The following is a 22,789-nucleotide window of genomic DNA, read 5'->3' as shown; positions in this document are numbered from 1 at the left end:
CGATGGATTTCGGGCTTTCGGAAGAGCAAAAACTCATCGTCGAGACGACGCGCGCTTTCGTCGAGAACGAGCTTTACCCGCATGAGCGCGAGGTGGAGCGCACTGGCGAGCTGCGCCGCGAGCTGATCGACGAGCTGAAGGCCAAGGCGATCGAGGCCGGGCTCTATGCCGCCAACATGCCGGCCGATGTCGGCGGCGCAGGCCTCGATACGGTGAGCTGGCTGCTCTACGAGAAGGAGCTTGGCCGCGCCAACTACGCGCTGCACTGGACCTGCGTGGCGCGTCCGTCCAACATCCTGCTTGCCGGCACGCCGGAGCAGCGCGAAAAATACCTCTTCCCCTGCATCCGCGGCGAGAAATGGGACTGCCTGGCGATGACGGAGCCGGGTGCTGGCTCCGACCTGCGCGGCATGAAGGCGACCGCCGTGCAGGACGGTTCGGACTGGGTGCTCAACGGCACCAAGCATTTCATCAGCCATGCCGATCTTGCCGATTTCGCGATTTGTTTCATGGCCTCGGGCGAAGAAGAGACCTCGCGCGGCAAACGCAAGGAGATCACCGCCTTTTTCGTCGACAAGGGCACCAGGGGTTTTTCGGTGCGCGACGGCTATCGCAACGTCTCGCATCGCGGCTACACCAACTCGATCCTGGAATTCGATGACTGCCGACTCCCGGCAAGCCAGGTGCTTGGCGAAGTCCATAAGGGCTTCGACGTCGCGAACTCGTGGCTCGGCGCCACCCGTCTTCAGGTCGGAGCCACCTGCCTCGGTCGCGCCGAGCGCGCGCTGTCGCATGCCATCGAATATGCAGCGCAACGCCAGCAGTTCGGCCAGCAGATCGGCAAGTTCCAGGGCGTCTCGTTCAAGCTCGCCGACATGGCGACGGAGCTGAAGGCCGCCGATTTGATGGTGTTCGAAGCCGGCTGGAAGTACGATCAGGGCACCGTCACCGATCAGGACATGGCGATGGCCAAGCTGAAGGCCACCGAGATGCTGGCATTCGTTGCCGACGAAGCCATCCAGATCCATGGCGGCATGGGGCTGATGGACGACCTGCCGCTGGAGCGCATCTGGCGCGACGCGCGCGTCGAGCGCATCTGGGAAGGCACGTCGGAGATTCAGCGACATATTATTTCGCGGGCGCTGCTGCGTCCGTTCGGAGCTTAGAGCATGATGAGCCAAAGCCGGGATCCGGCTTTGGACAAGATCGTGCTCAAACGAAAAGATGGCCATGCATAAACTCGAACGTCTCCTGCGCCCGAAAACGATCGCCGTGTTCGGCGGGGCGCAGGCCGCCACCGTCGTGGCGCAATCGATCAAGATGGGCTTTGCCGGCGAAATCTGGCCGGTGCATCCGACCAAGGACGAGGTTGCCGGCCGCAAGGCCTACCGCTCCGTCGCCGATCTTCCGGGCGCGCCGGACGCCGCCTTTGTCGGCGTCAACCGGCATCTCACCATCGAGGTGGTCAAGGCGCTGGCCGAGCGCGGCGCCGGCGGCGCCGTCTGCTTTGCCGCCGGCTTCCTGGAGACCGAGGCCTATGACGAGGACGGCGAGCGGCTGCAGGCCGAACTCGTCACTGCCGCAGGCCAGATGCCGATCATCGGCCCGAACTGCTACGGCCTGATCAACTACGCCGACGGCGCCTTGTTATGGCCCGACCAGCATGGCGGCATCCGGTTGGCCGAAGGCGGCACGGGAGTCGCCATCATCACCCAGTCGTCCAACATCGCCATCAACATGACGATGCAGAAGCGCGGCCTGCCGATCGCCTTCCTGATGACGGCCGGCAACCAGGCGCAAACCGGCCTGTCCGAAATGGCGCTCGGCCTGATCGAGGATGAGCGCGTCACCTCGCTTGGAATGCATATCGAGGCTTTCGACTCGGTAGCCGGCTTCGAGAGGCTCGCGGCCCGGGCGCGCGAGCTGAAAAAGCCGATCATCGCCATGAAGGTCGGGCGGTCCGAACAGGCCCGACAGGCAACTGTGTCGCACACCGCCTCGCTGGCCGGATCGGACGCCGCGTCCGGCGCGTTCCTGAAGCGGCTTGGTATCGCGCGCGTCGATTCCATTCCGGCCTTCATCGAGGCGCTGAAGCTGCTGCATATCACCGGACCGTTGCCCGGCTACAAGTTGTCGTCGATGAGCTGCTCGGGCGGCGAAGCTTCCGTGATGGCAGACAGCGCCGAAGGGCGCTGGGTGCATTTCCCGACGCTTACCGATCGGCATCGCGCGCATGTCAAATCGACGCTCGGACCGCTGGTCGCGGTCGCCAATCCGCTCGACTACCATACCTTCATCTGGAACAACGAGCCGGCGATGACCGCCACCTTCACCGCCATGGTGTCGGGCGGCTTCGACCTCAACATGCTGGTGCTCGACTTTCCGCGCCCCGACCGCTGCTCAGACGTCGACTGGTGGGCGACGCTGCGCGCCTTCGAGGCGGCGCTGAAGACCAACAAGGCGCAAGGCGCGATCGTGTCCTCTCTGCCGGAAAACCTGCCGGAGGAATACACCGCCGGGCTGATGGCGCGCGGCATGGTGCCGTTGTTCGGCATCTCGGAGGCCATGGACGCCGCCCAGGCCGCCGCCTTCATCGGCTGGGCCTGGCGCGAGCCGCAGGCGCAGCCAGTCGACACCACGGCGGCGGGAGCGTCCGAGGCCAAACGCGTCACCCCGGACGAGGCCGAAGCCAAGGAAAGGCTGATCAAGGCCGGCCTGCCGGTGCCGAAGGGCGAGCGCGGCTCCACCGCTGTCGAGGCGGTGATCTCGTCCATGACGCTCGGCTTCCCAGTGGCGCTCAAGGCTCTCGGCGTCACGCACAAGTCGGAAGTCGGTGCTGTCAGGCTGAACCTCAAGGATGCCGAATCCGTAAGCGCCGCCGCGCATGACCTTTTGCCGCTCGGCACCGGGCTTTATGCCGAGCGCATGGTGCGCGACGGCGTCGCCGAGCTGATCGTCGGCTTCACCCGCGATCCGATGTTCGGCGTGGTGATGACGCTCGGCACCGGCGGCGTGCTGGTCGAGCTGTTGCGCGACAGCGTCACCCTGATGCTGCCGGCAACGCGCGACGACATCGAGGCGGCTTTGCGTGGATTGAAGCTCTACCCCCTGCTCGAAGGCTATCGCGGCCGGCCGAAGGCCGATGTCGCGGCCGCCATCGACGCCATCGCCGGCATTGCCGACTTCGTGCAGAAGAACGAAGTCGAGATCGAGGAACTCGACATCAACCCGCTGATCGTCTGCGCCCAGGGCAAGGGCGCCTGGATCGCGGATGCCCTGCTGGTGCTTGGAGAAAAGAAGAATGGCTGACGTGATCACCACCCGGCGCGAAGGCGCCATCCTCGAAGTCACGCTCGACCGGCCGAAGGCCAATGCCATCGACCTGAAGACGTCGCGGCTGATGGGTGAGACCTTCAAGGCGTTCCGTGACGATCCGGACTTACGTGTCGCCATCGTCAAGACGGCAGGCGACAAGTTCTTCAGCGCCGGCTGGGACCTGAAGGCGGCGGCGGCCGGCGACGCGGTCGACGGCGATTATGGCGTCGGCGGCTTTGCCGGGCTGCAGGAACTGCGCGACCTGAACAAGCCGGTGATCGCCTGCATCAACGGCATGGCGGTGGGCGGCGGCTTCGAGCTGGCGCTGTCCTGCGACCTGATCTACGCGTCGGACCATTCCTCCTTCGCGCTGCCCGAAATCCGCGCCGGCACGCTGGCCGACGCCGCGACCATCAAGCTGCCGAAGCGCATCCCCTACCATATCGCCATGGACCTTCTGTTCACCGGCCGCTGGATGGATGTCGCCGAGGCGCATCGCTGGGGCCTGGTCAACGAGGTGCTGCCCAAGGACAAGCTCGAAGAGCGCGTCTGGGAAATCGCCAGGCTTCTGGCCAGCGGCCCGCCGCTGGTCTTCGCCTCGATCAAGGAGACGGCGCGGGTGGCCGAAGCGCTGACTTTCCAGGACGCGATGAACAAGGTGACGCGCCGGCAGCTGCCGACCGTCGATAGCCTCTATGGTTCCGAGGACAACATGGAAGGGTTCCGGGCGTTTGCGGAGAAGCGCGACCCGGTGTGGAAGGGCAGATAGTTTAACAGCGATGGCGTTCCTTCACACCCCCCTCTGCCCTGCCGGGCATCTCCCCCGCAAGGGGGGAGATCGGATGTCGCGAAGGGTTTCGCCAATCGCCAACGTTGCAGGACTGGCGCCGTCGGCAAAACTGCCAATCTCCCCCCTTGCGGGGGAGATGCCCGGCAGGGCAGAGGGGGGTGCCTGGGCGCCATCCTCAAAAGTTGGCCGTCCTTCATGACCGACTACAAAACCCTGATCGACGCCGAGACCTGGGCCTTCATCGAGAAGACCAACTCCTACTATCCGCCGGACACGATCGACTACACGATCGCCCGGCAGCGCGCGATCTACGACCGGATGTGCCGGGAGTTCTTTGCCGGCTATCCGCAAGGTGTGACCGCCGAAACGACAACCATCACGTCCCCCAGCATCCCGCTCCGCATCTACCGCAATGCGGCCCCGGACAGCGCCGCGATGGTGCTCTACATCCATGGCGGCGGCTTCATCCTTGGCGGCTTGGACAGCCATGACGATGTCTGCGCCGAACTTTGCGTCCGCACCGGCTACGAGGTGGTCTCAGTCGACTATCGGCTGGCGCCCGAACATCTGCATCCGGCTGCTTTCGACGACGCCATGGACGCTTTCGAATGGGCGGCGAAGACCTACGATTGCCCCGTCGTGCTTTGCGGCGACAGCGCCGGCGGCAATCTCTGCGCGGCCGTCGCCCATGCGACGCGCGGCCATCGGAAGAAGCCGGCAGGCCAGACGCTGATCTATCCCGGCCTTGGCGGGGACCACTCGCGCGGCTCCTATCTGACACATGCCGAGGCGCCGATGCTGACCGTGCGCGACCTCGACTTCTACAAGCATATCCGCACCGGCGGCGTGGACCGGACCGGCGACATCACGCTCTACCCGCTCGCCGATGCCGACTTCGCCAATTTGCCGCCGACGGTGCTGATCACCGCCGAGTGCGATCCTCTGTCGTCCGACGGCGAAGCCTATCGTGACCGTATCGTCGCGGCCGGCGGACACGCCACCTGGTTCGAGGAGCCGGGGCTGGTGCACGGCTATCTCAGAGCCCGGCATATGGTCGGCCGGGCACGAACGAGCTTCACCCGCATCGTCGAGGCGGTTTCGGCGCTCGGCCGAGGCGACTGGATCTGGTAGCGCTCCTGGCAGCCGGGAGCGCTTTCCGCTCCGCTATCGCCACATGAACCTTTCCCTGCCTGACAGCGACTGATGGCCAGGCGCCGCAATGATGCGGCCCGGAAAGGGAAAGCCCCATGACCAGAAACCCAGAGACTCCGCGGTCTCCGGGAACAACGGGAGTCCAGCGCGATCACCGCCTTCGGGAAGGGGTCGACACGCTGGGCTTTCGGCTGATTCCGTTGACCCTGCCCAGGAGCAGGCGTATCGTCACGCAGAGGAAAGCAGACAATTCGATCAGGGAAGAACGTGCCGCAAAGCCGCGCCTTGCCCTGGTTGGCGCGGTAAGACCGGACGTTCCTTCCGGCGGCTTCGGGGGGAGTTCAATGTCTGGCGGTCGCGACTCGTTCGTGCCTTCCCATGGCGGCCGTTTGCGCCGCGCAATCGCCACAAGCAGCGGAATTCTTGCCCTGGCGCTGTACGCCGGCCTCTGGCTCGGCGGCGTGGCGAAGGCGCAGGAAACCCAGATCGTCTATCCCGGCTCGATGGCGGTGACGGGCTTCCCCGGGACCGTGATCCCCGGCTTTGACGAGGGCCTGCCGCCCGGCGTCGATCCGGTCGACGAGACCTTCATCGACACCAAGCGCGCCTCGTTGCGCATTTTCGACGTCTCGCATCTCGGCGGCCCGGCCTCGGGCCAGCTCGTCTTCACGCCACCGCCCTTCGAGGTGCCGGCCGGCCAGATCGGCGAGGTGTTCGGCCTCACCTATGACGACGGCGTGCGCGATGGCGTGCCATCGGGCATCCCCAACCTCTATGCCGCCGCGACTTCGCTGCATGGCCTCGAGATCGTCACGCCGGACGCCGACAGTGACGGGCGTCCGGAGCGGCAGCGCCGCGGCACCGCCGGTGCCGTCTTCATGGACGGCCAGTTCGGCACCGAAAATGGCGGCGGGCCGGGCACGATCTGGAAGATCGACGGCATCACCGGCGCCGTCTCGAAATTCGCCGACATCGACACCAACAGCGGGCCGGGCATCGGCAACCTTGCCTTCGACCCCATCCACCGTGAATTCTTCGCCTCCGACCTCGACACGGGCCTGATCCATCGCATCGACGCCAATGGGCATCTGATCGATACGTTCGACCATGGTGTCGCCGGGCGCCCGGCGCATGGGCTTGCCCCGGTCGCCGACGATGGCGCCGTCATGGACATCCAGGGCGCGGCCTTCGATACGGAAGATTCCGAGACCTGGGGCTACACCCAGGACGAACGCCGGGTCTGGGCGGTCTCCTATCACGGCGGCCGGCTCTATTATTCGGTCGGCGAAAAGTCCGAGATCTGGTCGGTCGGCATTGCGCGCGACGGCACATTCGCCGGCGATCCGCGCTGGGAACTGACGGTCAGGGCCGACAAGGATTATGCCGTCACCGACATTGCCTTCGACAACAAGGGCTTCATGTATCTCGCCCAGCGCGGCCCGGTCGAAAACCGCTACGATTACAGTCGCTTCGCCGATTCCGGCAAAGGCGAGCTGATCCGCTACTGGCGCGAGGATCCGGATGATCCGGCTACCGAATCCGTTTGGGTCGAAGTGCCGCAGGAATATGCTGTCGGCTTCCCGCAAGGCAACCGCCAGTCGGCCGGCGGCGTCGACCTGCAATATGGCTATGACGCCGAGGGCAATCTCGACACCAGCGTGTGCACAGACACCGTCGTGAACACCGGCGACAAGATGCGCGACAACCCGGAGATTGCCGAGCGGCTTGCCGCCGGCGGGCCGCTTGCCGTGCATGGCGTGCAGCTGACACCGAGCGCACTGGTCAAGCCGGCCAACGTGCCGCCTTTCGGCTCCTGGTTCGTCGATTTCGACGGCTATTTCGAAGACCCCGAGGTCGAAGGCCATGTCGGCGACATAAGGGTCTGGCGTCCGTGCGAGGGGCGCGCCGGCTATTATGAGGAAATCCCCGGCGGCTATCTGCCTCCGTTCTATCCGCCGGACTTCCCACCGCCCGGCAATTTGCCGCCCTGCGTGGACGTCGAGGACGTGCACTATTACTGCACGCCGCGCGGACTCCAGGCCGATCTCTATCTCCATGACCATGCCGGCTTCGGCGGCGATTCGATCAAGGCGCAGTCCAGGACGCCCGGCGTCGGGGTGACAACCCCCATGTCGCATGTTCCGGGCAAGCCCTACACGATCGACATCACCGGCCACTATCCTGGCGACACCGTCAATGTCGGGCTCTGCTTCTACCGCAAGTCCGACCAGGACAAGGGCGGCTACTACCCTTGCTGCAAGATGACGCTGCCGCTCAGAACGCCGGCCGTCAGTTGCGAACGTTGAGGGAGGGACAGATGAGCAATCTCGCCCTTTGCCGCCTCGCTTCGCGCGACACGAAAACCCTCATGGAGACGATCATGAAACCCCTGTCATTTGCCAGGCGCGGCGCGCGCTGGCTGATGGCGGCCGGTATCGCGGTCGCCATGATGCCGGCACTGCCGGCGCTTGCGGAAGACACCGCGCCGGCCAAGCTTACGGAAGTTGCCGGACCGGAGCCCAGGCTCGACCTGGACAACCCCCGCGTCGTCAACCCCGAACCCGGCCGCATCGTGCCCTTCTTCACCAAGACGGGTGGCCAGCGCGGCTGCGACTATGTCTATTACACGCTGACCTTCGGCCTGCGTGGCAACGAGCAGTCCTTCGGCAATCCTGCCTTCGCCAAGGCGCTGAAGAACGCCAGGATCGAGTTCAAGGACCAGCTTCCGCATGGCCTCAAGATCGTCAGCGTGCATGTCACCGGTGACGGCACGGATGGCTCCGGCGGCCCGCTGCCGGCGGCCACGATCAGCAGCTCGGCCAATCCCGACGATACGGCGACGGTCTCCGATTTCCGGATCTCGGCTTCCGATCTCGACGGATCGGGTGCGCCGAACGAGCGCACCATCACCTTCCAGATCCTGGCCAAGATCGACCAGGCGGCGTTTCCCGCGCCGGCCAATGTCGACAACCAGGGTCTGATCAAGGTGACGGCCGGGACCGGCACGGGTACCATCATTCCCTCGCAGGACCCGAGCAAGCCGGATGACGGCAACATCCTCACCGGCGAAAAGACGACGGTGCGCATCGACGTCACCAAATGCAACCCGCCGCCTCCACCTCCCGGCAAGGAATGCTTCAAGGTCGAGCGCGGCACCGTCGACTGCGTGCCCGGCGGCGGCGCGTTCATCTACCACATGCCGGTCGGTCCCGAGATGGGCGGCAAGTGGGTGCAGGTGTCGACGACGACCCCCGGCATCACCATCGTCCCCGACATGCAGAAGGTGCCGGTCGGCGGCGGCGTGCTGAACTGGAAGATCGTCGGCGCCTCGCCCGGCGAGGCCATCCACCTCATCGTCACCGGCATCGAAACCTATGCCGGACCGAAGGAAGGCTGGGGGCTTTGCTGCACGCAGGTGATCGATATCGTCATTCCGCGCGACCTCAAATGCCCGCCGAGGGACAAGGAACCGGATCTCAAGGTCGAGAAGCATGCCGACGTGCCGCGTTGTACGATGGCCGGCGGCTGCGACTTCACCATCACCGTGACCAATGTCGGCGACGCGCCGTATAACGGCAAGATCGTGCTCGACGAGGTGACGTTGCCTGCCGGCTCGGTGCTGACCTCCGGACCGAATGCGCCATGGGTCTGCGTGCCCGGCACAACGCCGATGACCTGCACCTATCCGGTGACGACGCTCAACCCTGGCGCCTCCGTCGACCTCAAGCTCGGCTTCAAGCCGGCCGGCGGCTGGCAGGGCGGCGTGCTGCGCAACTGCGCCGCCTATGACTACCAGGCCAGCGGCAAGCCGCTGTTCGGCAGCCAGCAGAACGACCGTGGCTGCGCCTCGATCCCGATCTGCCGCCGCGGCGATCGCGATCCGCAGTGCAACCCACCGGTCGAGAAGAAGGTCGACCTGATCCTGAAGAAGCGCGCGCGCATCCCGGTCTGCACGCCGGACGGCGTCTGCACCTTCGTGATCGATATCATCAACAACGGCACCAACACCTATAACGGGCCGCTGACGGTGATCGACAACTACCCCGGTGGCGCGCCGACTTCCTCGACCTTCGGGCCGAGCCCGCCATGGACCTGCGGACCGAACGGCCCCGGCCAGTTCCGCTGCGACAATGCCGGCATCTCGCTGCCTCCGGGCGCCTCGACGCCGATCGTCGTCAAGGCGGTTATGCCGGCGAATTACCGGCCGGATACGGTCGAGAACTGCGCCGAGGTGAAAGGCATTCCGGGCGAGGTCGACCTTGCCAACAACAAGGCCTGCGCGACCGAACGCATCCGCCATCCGAATGGCGGCCAGCCCGGCCTGCGCATCACCAAGACGTGCGACGGCTCGCTCGCCGGTGCCGCATCGGTATCCTGCCGCATCACCGTCACCAGTGCCGGCACAGCCGCCCCCACCGGTCCGGTGCGGGTGAGCGATGCCGCCGCGCTGGTGTCGGGCGGAGCGCCGGTCCAGATCCAGAGCGTCACTCCTGACGGTGCGGACTGGAATTGCGGTCCGGTGCCCGCCAACTCGCTGTCCTGCCAGATCCCGGGCGCCGTGATGACGCCTGGAGCCAGCCGGCACTTCGACGTGACGGTGAGCGGCAATGGCGCGTTCGAGAACTGCGCGCGCGGCTCCTACGGGCCGGCTCCGGGCGACGACATCGTCTACCCGATCGGCCAGGCCTGCGCGAAGGGCGGCGGCGGCTCGACCATCCGTGTCGAGAAGACCGGCGATGCCCAGTGCCAGCCCGGCCAACCCTGCTCGTTCGAGATCACCATCACGAACGATGGCGAGAGCCCCTTCTCCGGTCCGGTCCGCATCGGCGATGCGATCGGCGTGGAAGGGCTGGGCCGGCTGGAAGGCGTTGAGATCACCTCGATCGACCCGCCCTTCGGCTGCTCGCCCGAACCGACGACACTGCCCGCATCCTGCATCGCCAACCTGACGCTGGGCGCCGGCGAAAGCCACACCCACCACGTTACCGTGATCCTTCCCGAGGATGGGCGCCTTGCCAATCTGCAGGGTACGGTCAACGGGCAGAACTGCGTTGGCGTGCTTTCTCCGAATACGCCGGTTCAGGGCGGCGGCGAGCTGCTGTCGCGCGACGCGACCAACATCCAGGGCAATCGCGGCAAGGCCTATGCGTGCCATCCCTTCACCATCAGGCATGAGGTGAAGAACCAGTGCTCGGATGGGCTGGTGCTCAACTCGGCTGGCCGCTGCGCCTGCCCGGACGGCACCACCTTCCGCAATGGCCAGTGCTCGGGCGGCGGCACCAAGCTCTTGCCGCTGCCGGTGCCGCCGCGCTGCGTCCTGTTGCAAGGCCAGATCCGGACAGCGGACGGACGCTGCGTCTGCCCGCGTGGGTCGGAGCTGGAAAACGGCAAATGCGTGCAGGGCGGACAGCCGCAGGAGCCGCAGTGCACGCTGCGTCCCGGCCAGTACCGGGACCAGGACGGCAACTGCGTGTGCCGCCGTGGCGAGCTGGTGGACGGCGTGTGCCAGGTCATCCCGGCGAAATGCACGGTGCGCGGCGCCGTGCCGACCTCGGACGGAAACGGCTGCACCTGCCCGGACAACACGCATCTCGACCGGGTAGCCAGGGCCTGCGTGCCCGACAGGCAGCCGCCCGCTCAGTGCCGCATCCCGGGCCAGTTCCGCAATGGCGACGGCGATTGCGTCTGCCCGCGCGGCATGGAGGTGCGAGACGGCGCCTGCCGGCCGGTCGTGTCGAGGCAATGCCCGATCCGCGGCCAGGTGCGCGACGCCAACGGCAACTGCGCCTGCCCGGACGGGCTGGAAGTGCGGGGCAAGGCCTGCCAGCGGCCGAAACCAAGCCAAGCGCAGTGCACCATCCGCGGCCAGGTCCACAACAAGCGAGGCGACTGCGTCTGCCCGCGTGGAACCGAAATCCGCGATGGCGCCTGCCGCAAGCCGCAACAGGAGTGCGCGCCGGGCTCGCGCTTCATCGACGGACAGTGCCAGCCGATCTTGATCAAGCGGCGCTGCCCGGCAGGCACGACCGGACTGTTCCCCGACTGCACGCCGATCCGCAGGCGGCCGGGCATCGAGATCAACCCCGGCATGCTGCTCAACCCGAACGTGCTGCAGCAACTGGTGCCGCAGCGCCAGCCGCGGCGCGTGCTGCAGGATCCGGCAGGCGCCAACATCCAGAACTTCAAGCCGTAATCTTCATGCGGATGGAGACGAGAACCCGCCGGAGCAATCCGGCGGGCTTTTCTTGTCCCCCGCTTCCCCTTTCCAGCATCTTCCTCTTGCTTGGCCGCATTTCTGCGGCGCCGGGTGATTCCACTTGGCCGCAAAATGCTCTAGGCAGTCCTGACATTTGCGTTCGGACAAACGAGACGAGGCCGCAGCATGAGCAAGAAGACCCTGATTGCGCCGTCGGTGCTGGCGTCGGATTTTTCGAAGCTGGGCGATGAGGTCGAGGCTGTCGCGGCGGCCGGCGCGGACTGGATCCATCTCGACGTGATGGACGGCCATTTCGTGCCCAACATCACCTTCGGCCCGCCGGTGATCAAGGCGATCCGCAACCGCACCAAGGCCTTCTTCGACTGCCATCTGATGATTGCGCCGGCCGATCCTTACCTGGCAGCCTTCGCCGAGGCCGGCTGCGACGGCATGACGGTGCACGCCGAGGCCGGGCCGCATCTCGACCGCTCGCTGCAGACCATCAAGAGCCTCGGCAAGAAGGCCGGCGTCTCTCTCAATCCGGCGACGCCGGAAACGGCGATCGAATACGTGCTCGACCGGCTCGACCTGATCCTGATCATGACCGTCAATCCGGGTTTCGGCGGGCAGGCATTCATCCCGGCGATCGTCGACAAGGTGAAACGGGTGAAGGCGCTGATCGGCAGCCGGCCGATCCATATCGAGATCGATGGCGGCGTCTCGGCCGAAACGGCGCCGCTGGTGACCGCGGCCGGCGCCAATGTGCTGGTGGCAGGCGCCGCCGTCTTCAAGGGCGGCAGCGTCGAGGCCTATAGGGCAAATATCGAAGCAATTCGCAAGGCTGCCGACGAGGCCGCCAGTTAAACGTATAAACGCCCCGCCTCTCGCGGGAGTTGCAGAACCGCGGCAGCCGTTGAACGACTGTTCAATATATAAGCGGTGCACGAGTATCAGCTTTTTTATCGAGATTCTACTTCATCCAAGCAATAGACCGCCGGCCTTGTCTTAAAGTCGAATATCGTCACCTTCCGCTTTGAGACGCCATCGCCCGGCTGTATGATACATGTACGAAAATTGCTTCGCCGAGGGGCCCTGACAAAGCAGGGGCAAGCAACAGGAGTTCGTTTGACATACGGAACTGTCGATCCGGGCGAAGGCAAGGGCGCCAAGAGCACGCTGGCCAGCTCGGTCTACCAACAGCTCCGCGATGATCTTTTGCGCGGGGCGCTGGCGGCCGAGAGCAAGCTACGCGTCGAATGGGTCGTCTCGCGCTACGGCGCGGGCGCGTCGCCGGTGCGCGAGGCGCTCAACCGTTTGGCCGCCGAGGGCCTGCTCGGGCGGCATGATCAGCGCGGCTTCTTCCTTATGCCCGTCAGCGCCACGGAACTGGAGGAGCTGACGCGGACGCGCTGCTGGCTGGAGGAACGGGCGCTGCGTGAATCCATTGCTCACCGCACGGCCGAATGGGAAGAGCAGCTGGTGCTGGCACTGCACCGCCTGGCGCGCGCCGAGCGCCGACAGCCGGAAGATCCCTCAACCAACAATCCAGAGTGGGAGAAGCTGCACCGGGCCTTCCACCGGGCGCTGATCGCGGCGTGCCGGTCGCATTGGCTGGTCGGCTTCTGCGATCAGCTTTCCGATCAGGCCTCGCGCTACCGCCTGATCTCGCAAAACACGCCGGGCACGGGACGCGACGATCTTGGCGAGCACCGCATAATTGCCGAGCGCACGCTGGATGGCGACGCCGACGGCGCGGTCGAAGCGCTTCTCAATCACTATCGCCTCACCGCGGCGATGTGCATGGAGCGCTTCGCCCAAGGCTACGACCCGAGGGCCGGCGTCAGCAAGGCGCGCCGCAGATAGCGGCGGAAAACCGTCACGGTTTTTGCTCCGGCCGCCAAATCTGGTATTCGCTCAGCCGAGCGCAACCCATGTGCCATTCGGTTTCGGCGTGCGCCAAGAGCGTTTCACCGTTTCGCGGAAACGGCGAACCGCTCTATCTCCTTGTTTTTACGCAATTCCGGATGGAAGGTTACGGCGAAGGCGCCGAACCGCACACACTTTTCCTGGAATTGCTCTAGAGGACGTTTCATGACCAACCATCTCTTCGGCGCTTTCCGTTCCCGCATGCCGGCGCCCGGCCGATTGCTGATGGAGACGGATGACGGCCGTTCGATCACCTATGGCGAGATGCTGGCGAAGTCGGCGCAACTGGCGCATGCGCTGGCGCAGGCCGGCGTCGAGCCCGGCGACCGCGTCGCGGTCCAGGTCGAGAAGAGCCCGGAGGCGGCGCTGCTCTATCTCGCCTCGTTACGCGCCGGCGCCGTCTTCCTGCCGCTCAACACCGCCTATACACTGCCGGAACTCGACTATTTCTTCCGTGACGCCGAGCCGAAACTGATCGTGGGCGATCCGGACCGTCTTTCGGGCGTCGAACCGCTTGCCGCGTCGATCGGCGCGACGACGCTGACGCTCGGCCGAGACGGGCAGGGAACGCTGGCCGGCCAGGCTTCGCGGCAGGCCACGGATTTCAGCGATGTCGCGCGCGGACCGGACGATCTTGCCGCCATCCTCTACACCTCCGGCACGACCGGCCGTTCCAAGGGCGCGATGCTCAGCCATGAGAACCTCGCCTCGAATGCCCGCGTGCTGGTCGAGCAGTGGCGCTTCAGTGCCGATGACGTGCTGATCCACGCGCTGCCGATCTTCCACACGCACGGCCTGTTCGTCGCCACCAACGTCGTCCTGATGGCCGGCGCGACAATGCTGTTCGAGCAGAAATTCGATCCCGGGCGCATCCTGTCGCTGATGCCGCGCGCGACGGCCTTGATGGGCGTGCCGACCTTCTATGTGCGGCTGTTGCAGCAGGATGGCCTGACACGCGAGGCAACGAAGACGATTCGGGTCTTCATCGCCGGCTCGGCGCCGCTCCTGGCCGAGACGCACAAGGCCTGGCGCGACCGGACCGGCCACGCCATTCTCGAGCGCTACGGCATGACCGAGACCAACATGAACACGTCCAACCCCTATGACGGCGAGCGGCGCGCCGGCACGGTCGGCTACCCCTTGCCCGGCGTCTCGCTGCGCATCACAGATCCCGAGAACGGTAAGCCGCTCCCGCAGGGCGAGATCGGCATGATCGAGGTCAACGGCCCCAACGTCTTTGCCGGTTACTGGCGCATGCCCGAGAAGACCAGGGCCGAGTTCCGCGACGACGGCTTCTTCATCACCGGCGACCTCGGCCTGGTCGACGCCGACGGCTATGTCCACATCGTCGGGCGCGGCAAGGACCTGATCATTTCGGGCGGCTACAACGTCTATCCGAAGGAGATCGAGAGCGAGATCGACGCGCTCGACGGCGTCAGCGAATGCGCGGTGATCGGCATCGCCCATCCGGATTTCGGCGAAGGCGTCACCGCGGTCGTGGTGCGCAAGCCGGGGTCCGCGATCAACGCTGCCGACATTGCCGCCGCCATTGCCGGGCGGCTGGCGAAGTACAAGCATCCGAAGCAGGTGATCTTCGTCGACGAACTGCCGCGCAACACGATGGGCAAGGTGCAGAAGAACGTGCTGCGCGAGACGTATAAGGATATCTATGCCGCGAAATAGGGCCGGCTAACAATTACCGAGTGGCGAGCCTCGGACATTGGCCGAGACACCCGTTGCTTCGTCATCCTATGGCGGAGCAAGGAGCGAAGCGACGCGCGCAGACCATAGGATCCATGCCGTGACGCTAAAGCGCTGCTAACGTTGCAGAATTCTGCACCGTTGCACTTTACGTCACAGGTCACGGAATGGATCCTCGGGTCAAGCCCGAGGATGACGACGCGGGGGATGCTCCGGTCAATCGCGAACGTTTACGTCGCTTTCCTAATTGACGGTGGGATCGAGCGGCCTACGCGCCAAAAACCTTCTCACCGCCGATCCAGACGTTCCTGACATCCAGGTCCTCCGACAGGCCGACAATGTCGGCGGCGGTGCCGTTGGCGAAACGGCCGAGCCGGTGCGCCTGACCGATCGCCTCGGCGGGATAGAGCGAGGCCATGCGCAAGGCCTCGTCGAGATCGAGCCCGACGACGCGATGGACGAAGCGAATGGCGGAAATCATGTCGAGGTCGGCTCCGGCCAGCGTGCCGTCGGCAAGCCTGAGACTGCCGTCCTTGCGGTAGATGGTGCGGCCGTTCAGCGTGAAGGACGTCATGTCGGTCCCGATCGTCGCCATGGCGTCGGTCACGAGCACGATCTTGCCCGGTCCCTGCTTGCCGCGCAGCGCAAGGATCATCGTTGCCGGATGGACATGGATGCCGTCGGCGATGATGCCGGCGTACAAGCCACCGGTGTCGATCGCAGCACCCGCCAGACCCGGCTCGCGGTTGCCGATCTGGCTCATGGCGTTGAACAGATGCGTAACCACGGTGGCGCCGGCGTCGGCGAAGGCGCTGGCGGTCGAATAACCGGTGTCGCTATGGCCGAGGCTCACGATAACGCCGGCCCTGGCCAGCGCCGTGACACGAGCCGGTTCGACCGATTCCGGGGCGATCGTGGTGAGCAGCACCGGCAGGTCCTGATGCGCGGCGATGAGCGCGGCCTCATCGGCGTCGGTCATCGGCCGGATCAGCGCAGGGTCATGCGCGCCCTTGCGGGCCATGGAAAGATGCGGTCCTTCCAGGTGCAGGCCAAGGAAGCCCGGCACCTTTTCCCGGGCCGCCCCGGCGCCGGCGGCGATGGCGGCGGCGGTGATCGCCGGCGTATCGGTGATCAGCGTCACCAGCAGCGCCGTGGTGCCGAAGGGCGCATGCGCCCGGCAGATGGTTTCGATCGAACCGACATCGGGATGGTCGTTGAGCATGACGCCGCCGCCGCCATTGACCTGGATGTCGACGAAGCCGGGCACCAGCAGGCCACCGCCGGTCTCGATCGCCCAAACGCCGGACGGAATGGCGCCGGCGGGCAAGATAGCCTCGACCACGTCGCCGTTGACGACAAGGGCGGCATTGTCATGCCAGTCGGCGCCGTCGAAGATGCGGGCGCCGACGAGTGCGAAACGGTCGCTCATACGGTTTCCGTCACCTTGCGCAGGTTGCGCGGCGTATCGGGGTCGAGCCCGCGATGGCGCGCGAAGGCCTCGACAAAGCCGTAGAAGGACACGATCAGCGGCAGCGGATCGGTCAGCGGGTGGCCGGTGGCGACATGCGGCAGAAGCCTCGCGGCCTTCGCCTTGTCGGACGTGATGAAGGCGGCGGCACCCTTGGCCGTCAAGCCGTCAGCCGCTTCGGCGACCGAGGGTTCGGACGCATCGCGCGCGGCGAGCGCCAGAACCGGGAAACCCGGCCCGACCAACGCCAGCGGTCCATGCATGACCTCGGCGGCGCTATAAGCCTCGGCATGCATGGCGCAGGTTTCCTTGAATTTCAGCGCCGCCTCGCTGGCGATCGCGAAGGATGGGCCGCGGCCGAGGATGAACAGCGATTGCGGGTTCTCCAAAGCGCCGGCGAGCGCCATCCAGTCGCAGGCGATCGCTTTCTCGAAATGGCCGGGCAGGCCGGCGAGCGCCCGAAGCAATGGCTGGTCGTCGGTCGCGTGCGCCATCAGCGCCAGGCCGGCGACGGCCGAATTGACGAAGGTCTTGGTAGCCGCGACGCTGCGTTCGGGCCCTGCCAGAATGTCGATGGCGTAGTCGGAGGCGCGCGCCAGCGGCGAGTCGGCCGTGTTGGTGATGGCAACGGTAAGCGCCCCTCCGGCCCTTGCCGTTTCGGCCATGGCGACGATGTCGGGACTTTTGCCCGACTGCGAGACCGCCAGGCAGGCGGAGCCGCGCAGCCTGAGCTTCGCACCATAAATGGAAGCGATCGACGGCCCTACCGAAGCGACGGCGAGACCTGCCGTCAGCTCGACGGCATACTTCATGAAAGTCGCGGCATGGTCGGACGAGCCGCGCGCCACGGTGACGACGAAATGCGGGTCGCGCTCGCGCAGGCCGCGGCCCGCCTCGGTCAGCGCCGAAGCCGAGCCGTCGAGCATGCGGGCGGTGGCTTCAGGGATCTCATTGATCTCGCGCCGCATATGGGTGGTGTTTGCCATCATGGCCGAATCTCCTCTCCCGGCACGGTCAGCCGGAGTTCCGCGACGAAATCATAGGCGTCGCCCCTGTAGACCGAGCGGGTGAACTCGATCACCTTGCCGCTCGCCAGATAGGAAATGCGCTCGATCTGCAGACCGGCAACCCCCGAGGGCACTTCCAGGAGGCGCGCATCGGCATCGCCAAGATTGGTGGCGGAGATGCGCTGCACGGCGCGTACCGGGCGATTGCCGGTCGTTCCCAGCGCCGCGTAAAGCGAGGAGCCGATCGCTTCGGGATCCGGCAGCACGCTCGCCGAAATCGCGGCGCGCTCGATCGCCAGCGGCGTGTCGTTGGCGATACGCAGGCGCGCGACGCGCGCCACCAGTTCGGCCGAGGACAGGCCCAGCACCATCATCTCGTCCGGCGACGGCGCGTAGAGCCCGCGGTCGAGCCAGACTGAGCGGACGGTCATGCCGCGGCGGGCCATGTCCTCGGTGAAGGAGGTGAGCCTCGACAGCGATTGCTCGACGCGCTCCATGCGCGGCGCGACGAAGGTGCCCGAGCCATGACGCTGGACGAGGATGCCGCCCTTGACCAGGTCCTGCACCGCCTTGCGCACGGTGACGCGCGAGATATCGGCCTTGCTGGCGATGTCGCGCTCGGAAGGCAGCGCATCGCCGGGGCCGATCAGGCCGCGATTGACCGCCTCCTCGATGCTGCGCCTGAGCTGCAGGTAGAGTGGCGCGCCGCTCTGCGAGGATTGTTTCAGCATGGCGAAGATCTGGTCGGCGGCGCTCATCGGGCGGCCTCCGGACCCCTGGCGAAGACGCGCACAGCCATCTGCACGGCGCCGCCAAGCGCATCGTCGAGCGGGGCTTTCAGCAGCGCCTGATAGCGTGCGGACAGGCGCGGCGCGTAGAGCGGCGCCAGCCCGCCGAGCAGGCAGAGCGGCGCATCGTCGGTAAGATCGAGCGCGCCGAGCGAAGCCTCGACATCGGCCACCGCCTTGCCGAGGATCCAGTTGGCGACGAGGTCGCCCTTTTCGGCATGCTCGAAGACTTTTGGCGCGAAGCCGCCGAAGTCGCCCGGCTTGGCGTTGGTGGTGAACTCGACCACGTCTTCCGGATTGTTGCGGAAGACGGCAAGCATCGCGTCCGTCAAGGGCGAGCCAGGACGGATGCCGTCATAGGCGAGCAGCATCTGCTCGAGCAGGTCGCGGCCGATGCGGGCGCCGCTGCCCTGGTCGCCGACCTGGAAACCCCAGCCTCCGATGGCGCGCGACTTAGCCTGCTTACGCGCCATATAGGCGGTGCCGGTGCCGAGAATGGCCATGGCGCCGTCACTAGGCCCGATCGCGCCCTCAAGCGCGATCTCGGCATCGGTTTCGACACGGCTCTTGCTGAAGGGCAGGATTGCCTCGAGCTGCTGGCGATAGGTGCCGACATTGGCGCCGGCGAGGCCGAGAATGGCCGGCGTCTGCGGAATCAGCTCCGGATCCGCGCCTGCGGCAAGGAAAGCCTGCCTGGCCGCCTCGACGATGTTGGCGCGGGCACCGGTGAGGTCGGTGCGGATGTTGGCGGCGCCGCTCTTGGCACGGCCGACGACAGCGCCGTCGACGGTCGCAAGGGCCGCCCTGCAGCTGGTGCCGCCGCCATCGATCCCAAGCACGAATTTCACACGATTTCTCCTCGGACCCGGATAATACCAATAAAATACCAATAGCCAAGAGTTAATTTCGGTTTCAAAAAAGATTAAGCCGTATTTTATTGAAAATCCACGGCAATTTGCCGGCAATCGAATTCCGCCGTCCGAAAAGTGTTAATGCGTGTGGACAAGTGGTATTTTTTTGGTATTGTTCCCTCAGTTGGAGGAAAATGGATGGCCGAGACGCGCACGGAAGCGCTCCACCAGAATGCCGAGGGGCTGGATGTCCGGGCCCCTGAAGTCGTACTGGCGTTCCTGGCCAATGCCCAGATCGAGGCCAGCAAGGCCGTGCACGGGGCCATTCCGGCGATCGCCGCCGCCGCCGAACTCATCGCCAAGCAACTGAGGAGCGGCGGCAAGCTCGCCTATGCGGCGGCAGGCAGCTCCGGCCTTATGGCACTGGCCGATGCGCTGGAATTGCCCGGCACTTTCGGTATTGCGCGCGACCGCATCGCCATCCTGATCGCCGGCGGCGACGATGCCTTCCGCACCCTGGCCGGCGGGCCGGAGGACGACACCGAGGAAGCGTCGGCGGCCGTTGCCGCGGCCGATATCGGCAAGGGCGACTGCCTGATCGCCATCTCCGCCAGCGGCTCGACCCCCTATGCGGTGCAGGCGCTCCAGGACGCGCGGCGCCGCGGCGCGGCTACCATCGCGATCGCCAACAACCGGGGCGCCGCGCTCTTCAGCCAAGCCGATGTCGCCATCCTGCTCGAAACGCCACCTGAGCTGATCGCCGGCTCGACGCGCATGGGCGCGGGCACCGCGCAAAAGATCGCGCTCAACATGCTTTCGACGCTTACCGCCATCCATCTCGGCCATGTCCATGACGGCTACATGGTCAACCTCACCGCCGACAACATCAAGCTGCGCGACCGCGCCGTGCGCATGGTCGCCGCCATCAGCGGCCGCAGCCGCGACGACGCCACCCGCCTGCTCGAGGAGAGCGGTGGCGTCGTCAAAACCGCCATTCTGCTCGCCGCAGGCGCCGCCAACGCCGACGCGGCCGAGAAGATACTGGAAGGAACCGGCCAGAAGCTCAGGCCGGCGCTTTCCGCGATCGAGGGGAGCAAGGGGCGCTGAGCCTCTGTTCTCATCAAAACCGAACCTGAAAAAGGTCAACAGGGAGACTGAAGATGAAGACCAAACTACTGACGGCCCTTCTGCTCGGCACAAGCATCCTCGGCACCACCGGGATGGCGCTGGCCGACGACGTAACGCTCAACATCGAAAGCTGGCGCGGCGACGACCTGACCATCTGGAAGGACAAGCTGATCCCGGCCTTCGAAGCCAAGAACCCCGGCATCAAGGTAGTGTTCGCGCCTTCGGCCCCGACCGAGTATGACGCAGCGCTTGGCGCCAAGCTCGCCGCCGGCTCGGCCGGCGACCTGATCACCTGCCGCCCCTTCGACAAGTCGCTCGAGCTGTTCAAGAAGGGCAACCTCGCCGACCTCTCCTCGCTGCCGGGCATGGAGAACTTCTCGCCGGTCGCCAAGTCCGCCTGGCAGACCGACGACGGCAAGTCGAGCTTCTGCGTGCCGATGGCCTCGGTCATCCACGGCTTCATCTACAACAAGGATGCCTTCGACAAGCTCGGCCTCAAGGTGCCGACAACCCGCGACGAGTTCTTCGCCGTGCTCGACAAGATCAAGGCCGACGGCACCTATATCCCGATGGCGATGGGCACCAAGGACCTGTGGGAAGCCGCGACCATGGGCTACCAGAACATCGGCCCGAACTACTGGAAGGGCGAGGAAGGCCGCGCAGCCCTGATCAAGGGCCAGCAGAAGCTGACCGACAAGGACTGGGTCGCGCCGTATGAGGAACTGGCCAAGTGGAAGCCGTATCTCGGCGACGGCTTCGAGGCGCAGACCTATCCGGACAGCCAGAACCTGTTCACGCTCGGCCGCGCCGCCATCTACCCGGCCGGCTCGTGGGAAATCGGCCTGTTCAACACCCAGGCGCAATTCAAGATGGGCGCCTTCCCGCCGCCGGTCGAGAAGGCCGGAGACACCTGCTACATCTCCGACCATACCGATATCGGCATGGGCCTGAACGCGGCATCCAAGCACGCGGATGCGGCCAAGAAGTTCCTGTCCTGGGTCGCCTCGCCGGATTTCGCCACCATCTACGCCAACGCGCTGCCGGGCTTCTTCAGCCTGAACTCCTCGCCGGTGAAGATGGCAGACCCGCTGGCGCAGGAATTCGTCTCCTGGCGCGGCAAGTGCAAGTCGACGATCCGCTCGACCTACCAGATCCTGTCGCGCGGCACGCCGAACCTCGAAAACGAGACCTGGGTTGAATCGGCCAATGTGATCAACGGCACCGACACCCCGGAAGCCGCGGCCAAGAAGCTGCAGACCGGCCTCGACAGCTGGTACAAGCCGGCGAAGTAAGAGCGATTGCGATGCCGGCCGGGCGCGAGCCCCGGCCGGCGTTCAAACAGTTCCAGATAGCGATTGTCGGCGCCGCCTCCCGGTCTTACCCTCGATCTCGCGGGGAAGACGGAGCCGATCTGTCGCTGGCCTTTCTTTCCCCTGAAGGGGACGATCAGGCCGTGCATCGAGGCATCAGCTAGCATCAACCGACCTGGAACCCAGAGACGGCGGGGAACCGAACTCATGGCTACCGAACTCATGGCTGCAGAAACGCGACCGAAAAGATCGATACGCTGGCATATCGGCGTATTCCTGGCACCGGCGGTGCTGGTCTACACCGCATTCATGATCCTGCCGCTGTTCGGCACGCTGCAGCTCTCGCTGTTCCGCAACATCGAGCAGTCCCAGGTGTTTGTGGGCTTCAGCAATTTCCGCACGCTGTTCGGCGATCCGAACTGGTCGGTGAATTTCTGGAATGCGCTGAGGAACAATGTCTGGTTCTTCATCATCCACATGCTGGTGCAGAACCCGATCGGCATCCTCCTGGCGGCGCTGCTTTCCAGCCCCCGGCTGCGCTTCACCGCGTTCTACCGCACGGCGATCTTCGTGCCGACGATCCTGTCCTTCGTCATCGTCGGCTTTGCCTGGAAGCTGATCCTGTCGCCGATCTGGGGCGTGGCGCCGCATCTGATGGATCTCGTCGGCTTGAAGAGCTTTTTCACGCCGTGGCTCGGCAAGGAGCAATATGCGCTCACCGCGCTCAGCCTGGTCTCGGTCTGGCAGTTCGTCGGCATCCCGATGATGCTGATCTACGCGGCTCTGCTGTCGATTCCCGACGAGGTGATCGAGGCGGCCGAATGCGACGGCGTGACCGGCATGGCGCAGTTCTGGAAGATCAAGCTGCCGCTGATCCTGCCCTCGATCGGCATCATCTCGATCCTGACTTTCGTCGGCAATTTCAATGCCTTCGACCTGATCTACACCGCGCAGGGGGCGCTCGCCGGGCCGAACTATTCGACCGACATCCTCGGCACCTTCCTCTACCGTGCCTTCTTCGGCTTCCAGCTGCAGGTCGGCGATCCCAACATGGGCGCTACCATCGCGACGATCATGTTCCTGATCATCCTCGCCGGCGTCTGCGTCTACCTGTTCCTCGTGCAGACGCGCCTGCGTCGCTACCAGTTTTGAGGCGC

The 22,789-nt window shown here is 65.5% G+C and carries 16 protein-coding genes; 12 read left to right on the top strand and 4 right to left on the bottom strand.

From position 1 onward, the window contains the following. Window positions 1–2: 2 nt before the first annotated feature. The 9 genes from ACWGS9_RS17340 (at window position 3) to ACWGS9_RS17300 (ending at window position 15,062) form a co-directional block, all read left to right on the top strand. The gene (locus tag ACWGS9_RS17340; protein ID WP_454506400.1) at window positions 3–1,166 is read left to right on the top strand and encodes an acyl-CoA dehydrogenase family protein; all 1,164 of its coding nucleotides are present in this window, start codon (window positions 3–5) and stop codon (window positions 1,164–1,166) included. Between the two features lie 64 nt (window positions 1,167–1,230). Further along, a complete protein-coding gene (locus ACWGS9_RS17335; protein ID WP_454506399.1) occupies window positions 1,231–3,309 on the top strand; it encodes an acetate--CoA ligase family protein in 2,079 nt (692 codons plus the stop codon). Further along, window positions 3,302–4,084: a carnitinyl-CoA dehydratase gene (locus ACWGS9_RS17330; RefSeq protein ID WP_454506398.1), complete on the top strand. Its 783-nt coding sequence runs from the start codon at window positions 3,302–3,304 to the stop codon at window positions 4,082–4,084. The genes ACWGS9_RS17335 and ACWGS9_RS17330 overlap by 8 nt, the downstream gene beginning before the upstream one ends. Before the next feature lie 216 nt (window positions 4,085–4,300). Then, complete coding sequence (locus ACWGS9_RS17325) at window positions 4,301–5,236, top strand: alpha/beta hydrolase (protein WP_454506397.1); 936 nt, start codon at window positions 4,301–4,303, stop codon at window positions 5,234–5,236. Window positions 5,237–5,601: 365 nt separating this feature from the next. Beyond that, window positions 5,602–7,563 (top strand): NHL repeat-containing protein, encoded by a 1,962-nt coding sequence (locus ACWGS9_RS17320; protein WP_454506396.1) that lies wholly within the window; start codon window positions 5,602–5,604, stop codon window positions 7,561–7,563. Window positions 7,564–7,574: 11 nt separating this feature from the next. Next, window positions 7,575–11,450, top strand: a complete 3,876-nt coding sequence (locus ACWGS9_RS17315) for a DUF7929 domain-containing protein (RefSeq protein ID WP_454506395.1) — start codon at window positions 7,575–7,577, stop codon at window positions 11,448–11,450. Between the two features lie 189 nt (window positions 11,451–11,639). Beyond that, window positions 11,640–12,317 carry a ribulose-phosphate 3-epimerase gene (gene rpe, locus ACWGS9_RS17310; RefSeq protein ID WP_320216762.1) on the top strand — a complete coding sequence of 226 codons (678 nt, stop codon included), beginning with the start codon at window positions 11,640–11,642 and terminating at the stop codon, window positions 12,315–12,317. 261 nt (window positions 12,318–12,578) lie between these two features. After that, window positions 12,579–13,316: a GntR family transcriptional regulator gene (locus ACWGS9_RS17305; protein WP_454506394.1), complete on the top strand. Its 738-nt coding sequence runs from the start codon at window positions 12,579–12,581 to the stop codon at window positions 13,314–13,316. Window positions 13,317–13,544: 228 nt separating this feature from the next. Beyond that, window positions 13,545–15,062: a malonate--CoA ligase gene (locus ACWGS9_RS17300; RefSeq protein ID WP_454506393.1), complete on the top strand. Its 1,518-nt coding sequence runs from the start codon at window positions 13,545–13,547 to the stop codon at window positions 15,060–15,062. A 286-nt stretch (window positions 15,063–15,348) separates the two neighbouring features. Here the strand turns inward: ACWGS9_RS17300 and nagA are convergent, their stop codons facing one another. The 4 genes from nagA to ACWGS9_RS17280 are packed head-to-tail and all read right to left on the bottom strand — an operon-like array spanning window position 15,349 to window position 19,191. Further along, window positions 15,349–16,509: an N-acetylglucosamine-6-phosphate deacetylase gene (gene nagA / locus ACWGS9_RS17295; RefSeq protein WP_454506392.1), complete on the bottom strand. Its 1,161-nt coding sequence runs from the start codon at window positions 16,507–16,509 to the stop codon at window positions 15,349–15,351. Beyond that, window positions 16,506–17,537, bottom strand: coding sequence for an SIS domain-containing protein (locus ACWGS9_RS17290; RefSeq protein WP_454506391.1), 1,032 nt, complete (start codon window positions 17,535–17,537; stop codon window positions 16,506–16,508). Before ACWGS9_RS17290 ends, nagA begins: the two co-directional genes overlap by 4 nt. After that, on the bottom strand, window positions 17,534–18,313 hold the full coding sequence (locus ACWGS9_RS17285) for a GntR family transcriptional regulator (protein WP_454506390.1): 780 nt from the start codon (window positions 18,311–18,313) through the stop codon (window positions 17,534–17,536). Before ACWGS9_RS17285 ends, ACWGS9_RS17290 begins: the two co-directional genes overlap by 4 nt. Continuing rightward, entirely contained in the window at window positions 18,310–19,191 is an 882-nt protein-coding gene (locus ACWGS9_RS17280; RefSeq protein ID WP_454506389.1) for a glucosamine kinase nucleotide-binding domain-containing protein, read from the bottom strand. The genes ACWGS9_RS17285 and ACWGS9_RS17280 overlap by 4 nt, the downstream gene beginning before the upstream one ends. A gap of 201 nt (window positions 19,192–19,392) precedes the next feature. Here ACWGS9_RS17280 and ACWGS9_RS17275 point away from each other — a divergent pair, with 201 nt between their 5' ends. The 3 genes from ACWGS9_RS17275 to ACWGS9_RS17265 all read left to right on the top strand — a co-directional run bounded on the left by ACWGS9_RS17275 (window position 19,393) and on the right by ACWGS9_RS17265 (window position 22,784). Further along, window positions 19,393–20,301 (top strand): N-acetylmuramic acid 6-phosphate etherase, encoded by a 909-nt coding sequence (locus ACWGS9_RS17275; protein ID WP_454506388.1) that lies wholly within the window; start codon window positions 19,393–19,395, stop codon window positions 20,299–20,301. 53 nt (window positions 20,302–20,354) lie between these two features. Then, window positions 20,355–21,614, top strand: a complete 1,260-nt coding sequence (locus ACWGS9_RS17270) for an ABC transporter substrate-binding protein (protein WP_454506387.1) — start codon at window positions 20,355–20,357, stop codon at window positions 21,612–21,614. 240 nt (window positions 21,615–21,854) lie between these two features. After that, complete coding sequence (locus ACWGS9_RS17265; protein ID WP_454506444.1) at window positions 21,855–22,784, top strand: carbohydrate ABC transporter permease; 930 nt, start codon at window positions 21,855–21,857, stop codon at window positions 22,782–22,784. Window positions 22,785–22,789 lie beyond the last annotated feature (5 nt).

Source organism: Mesorhizobium sp. Arg314, assembly GCF_053714275.1.
Note: the sequence above shows the minus strand (reverse complement) of the source record. Positions and strands in the feature narration are given on the sequence as shown.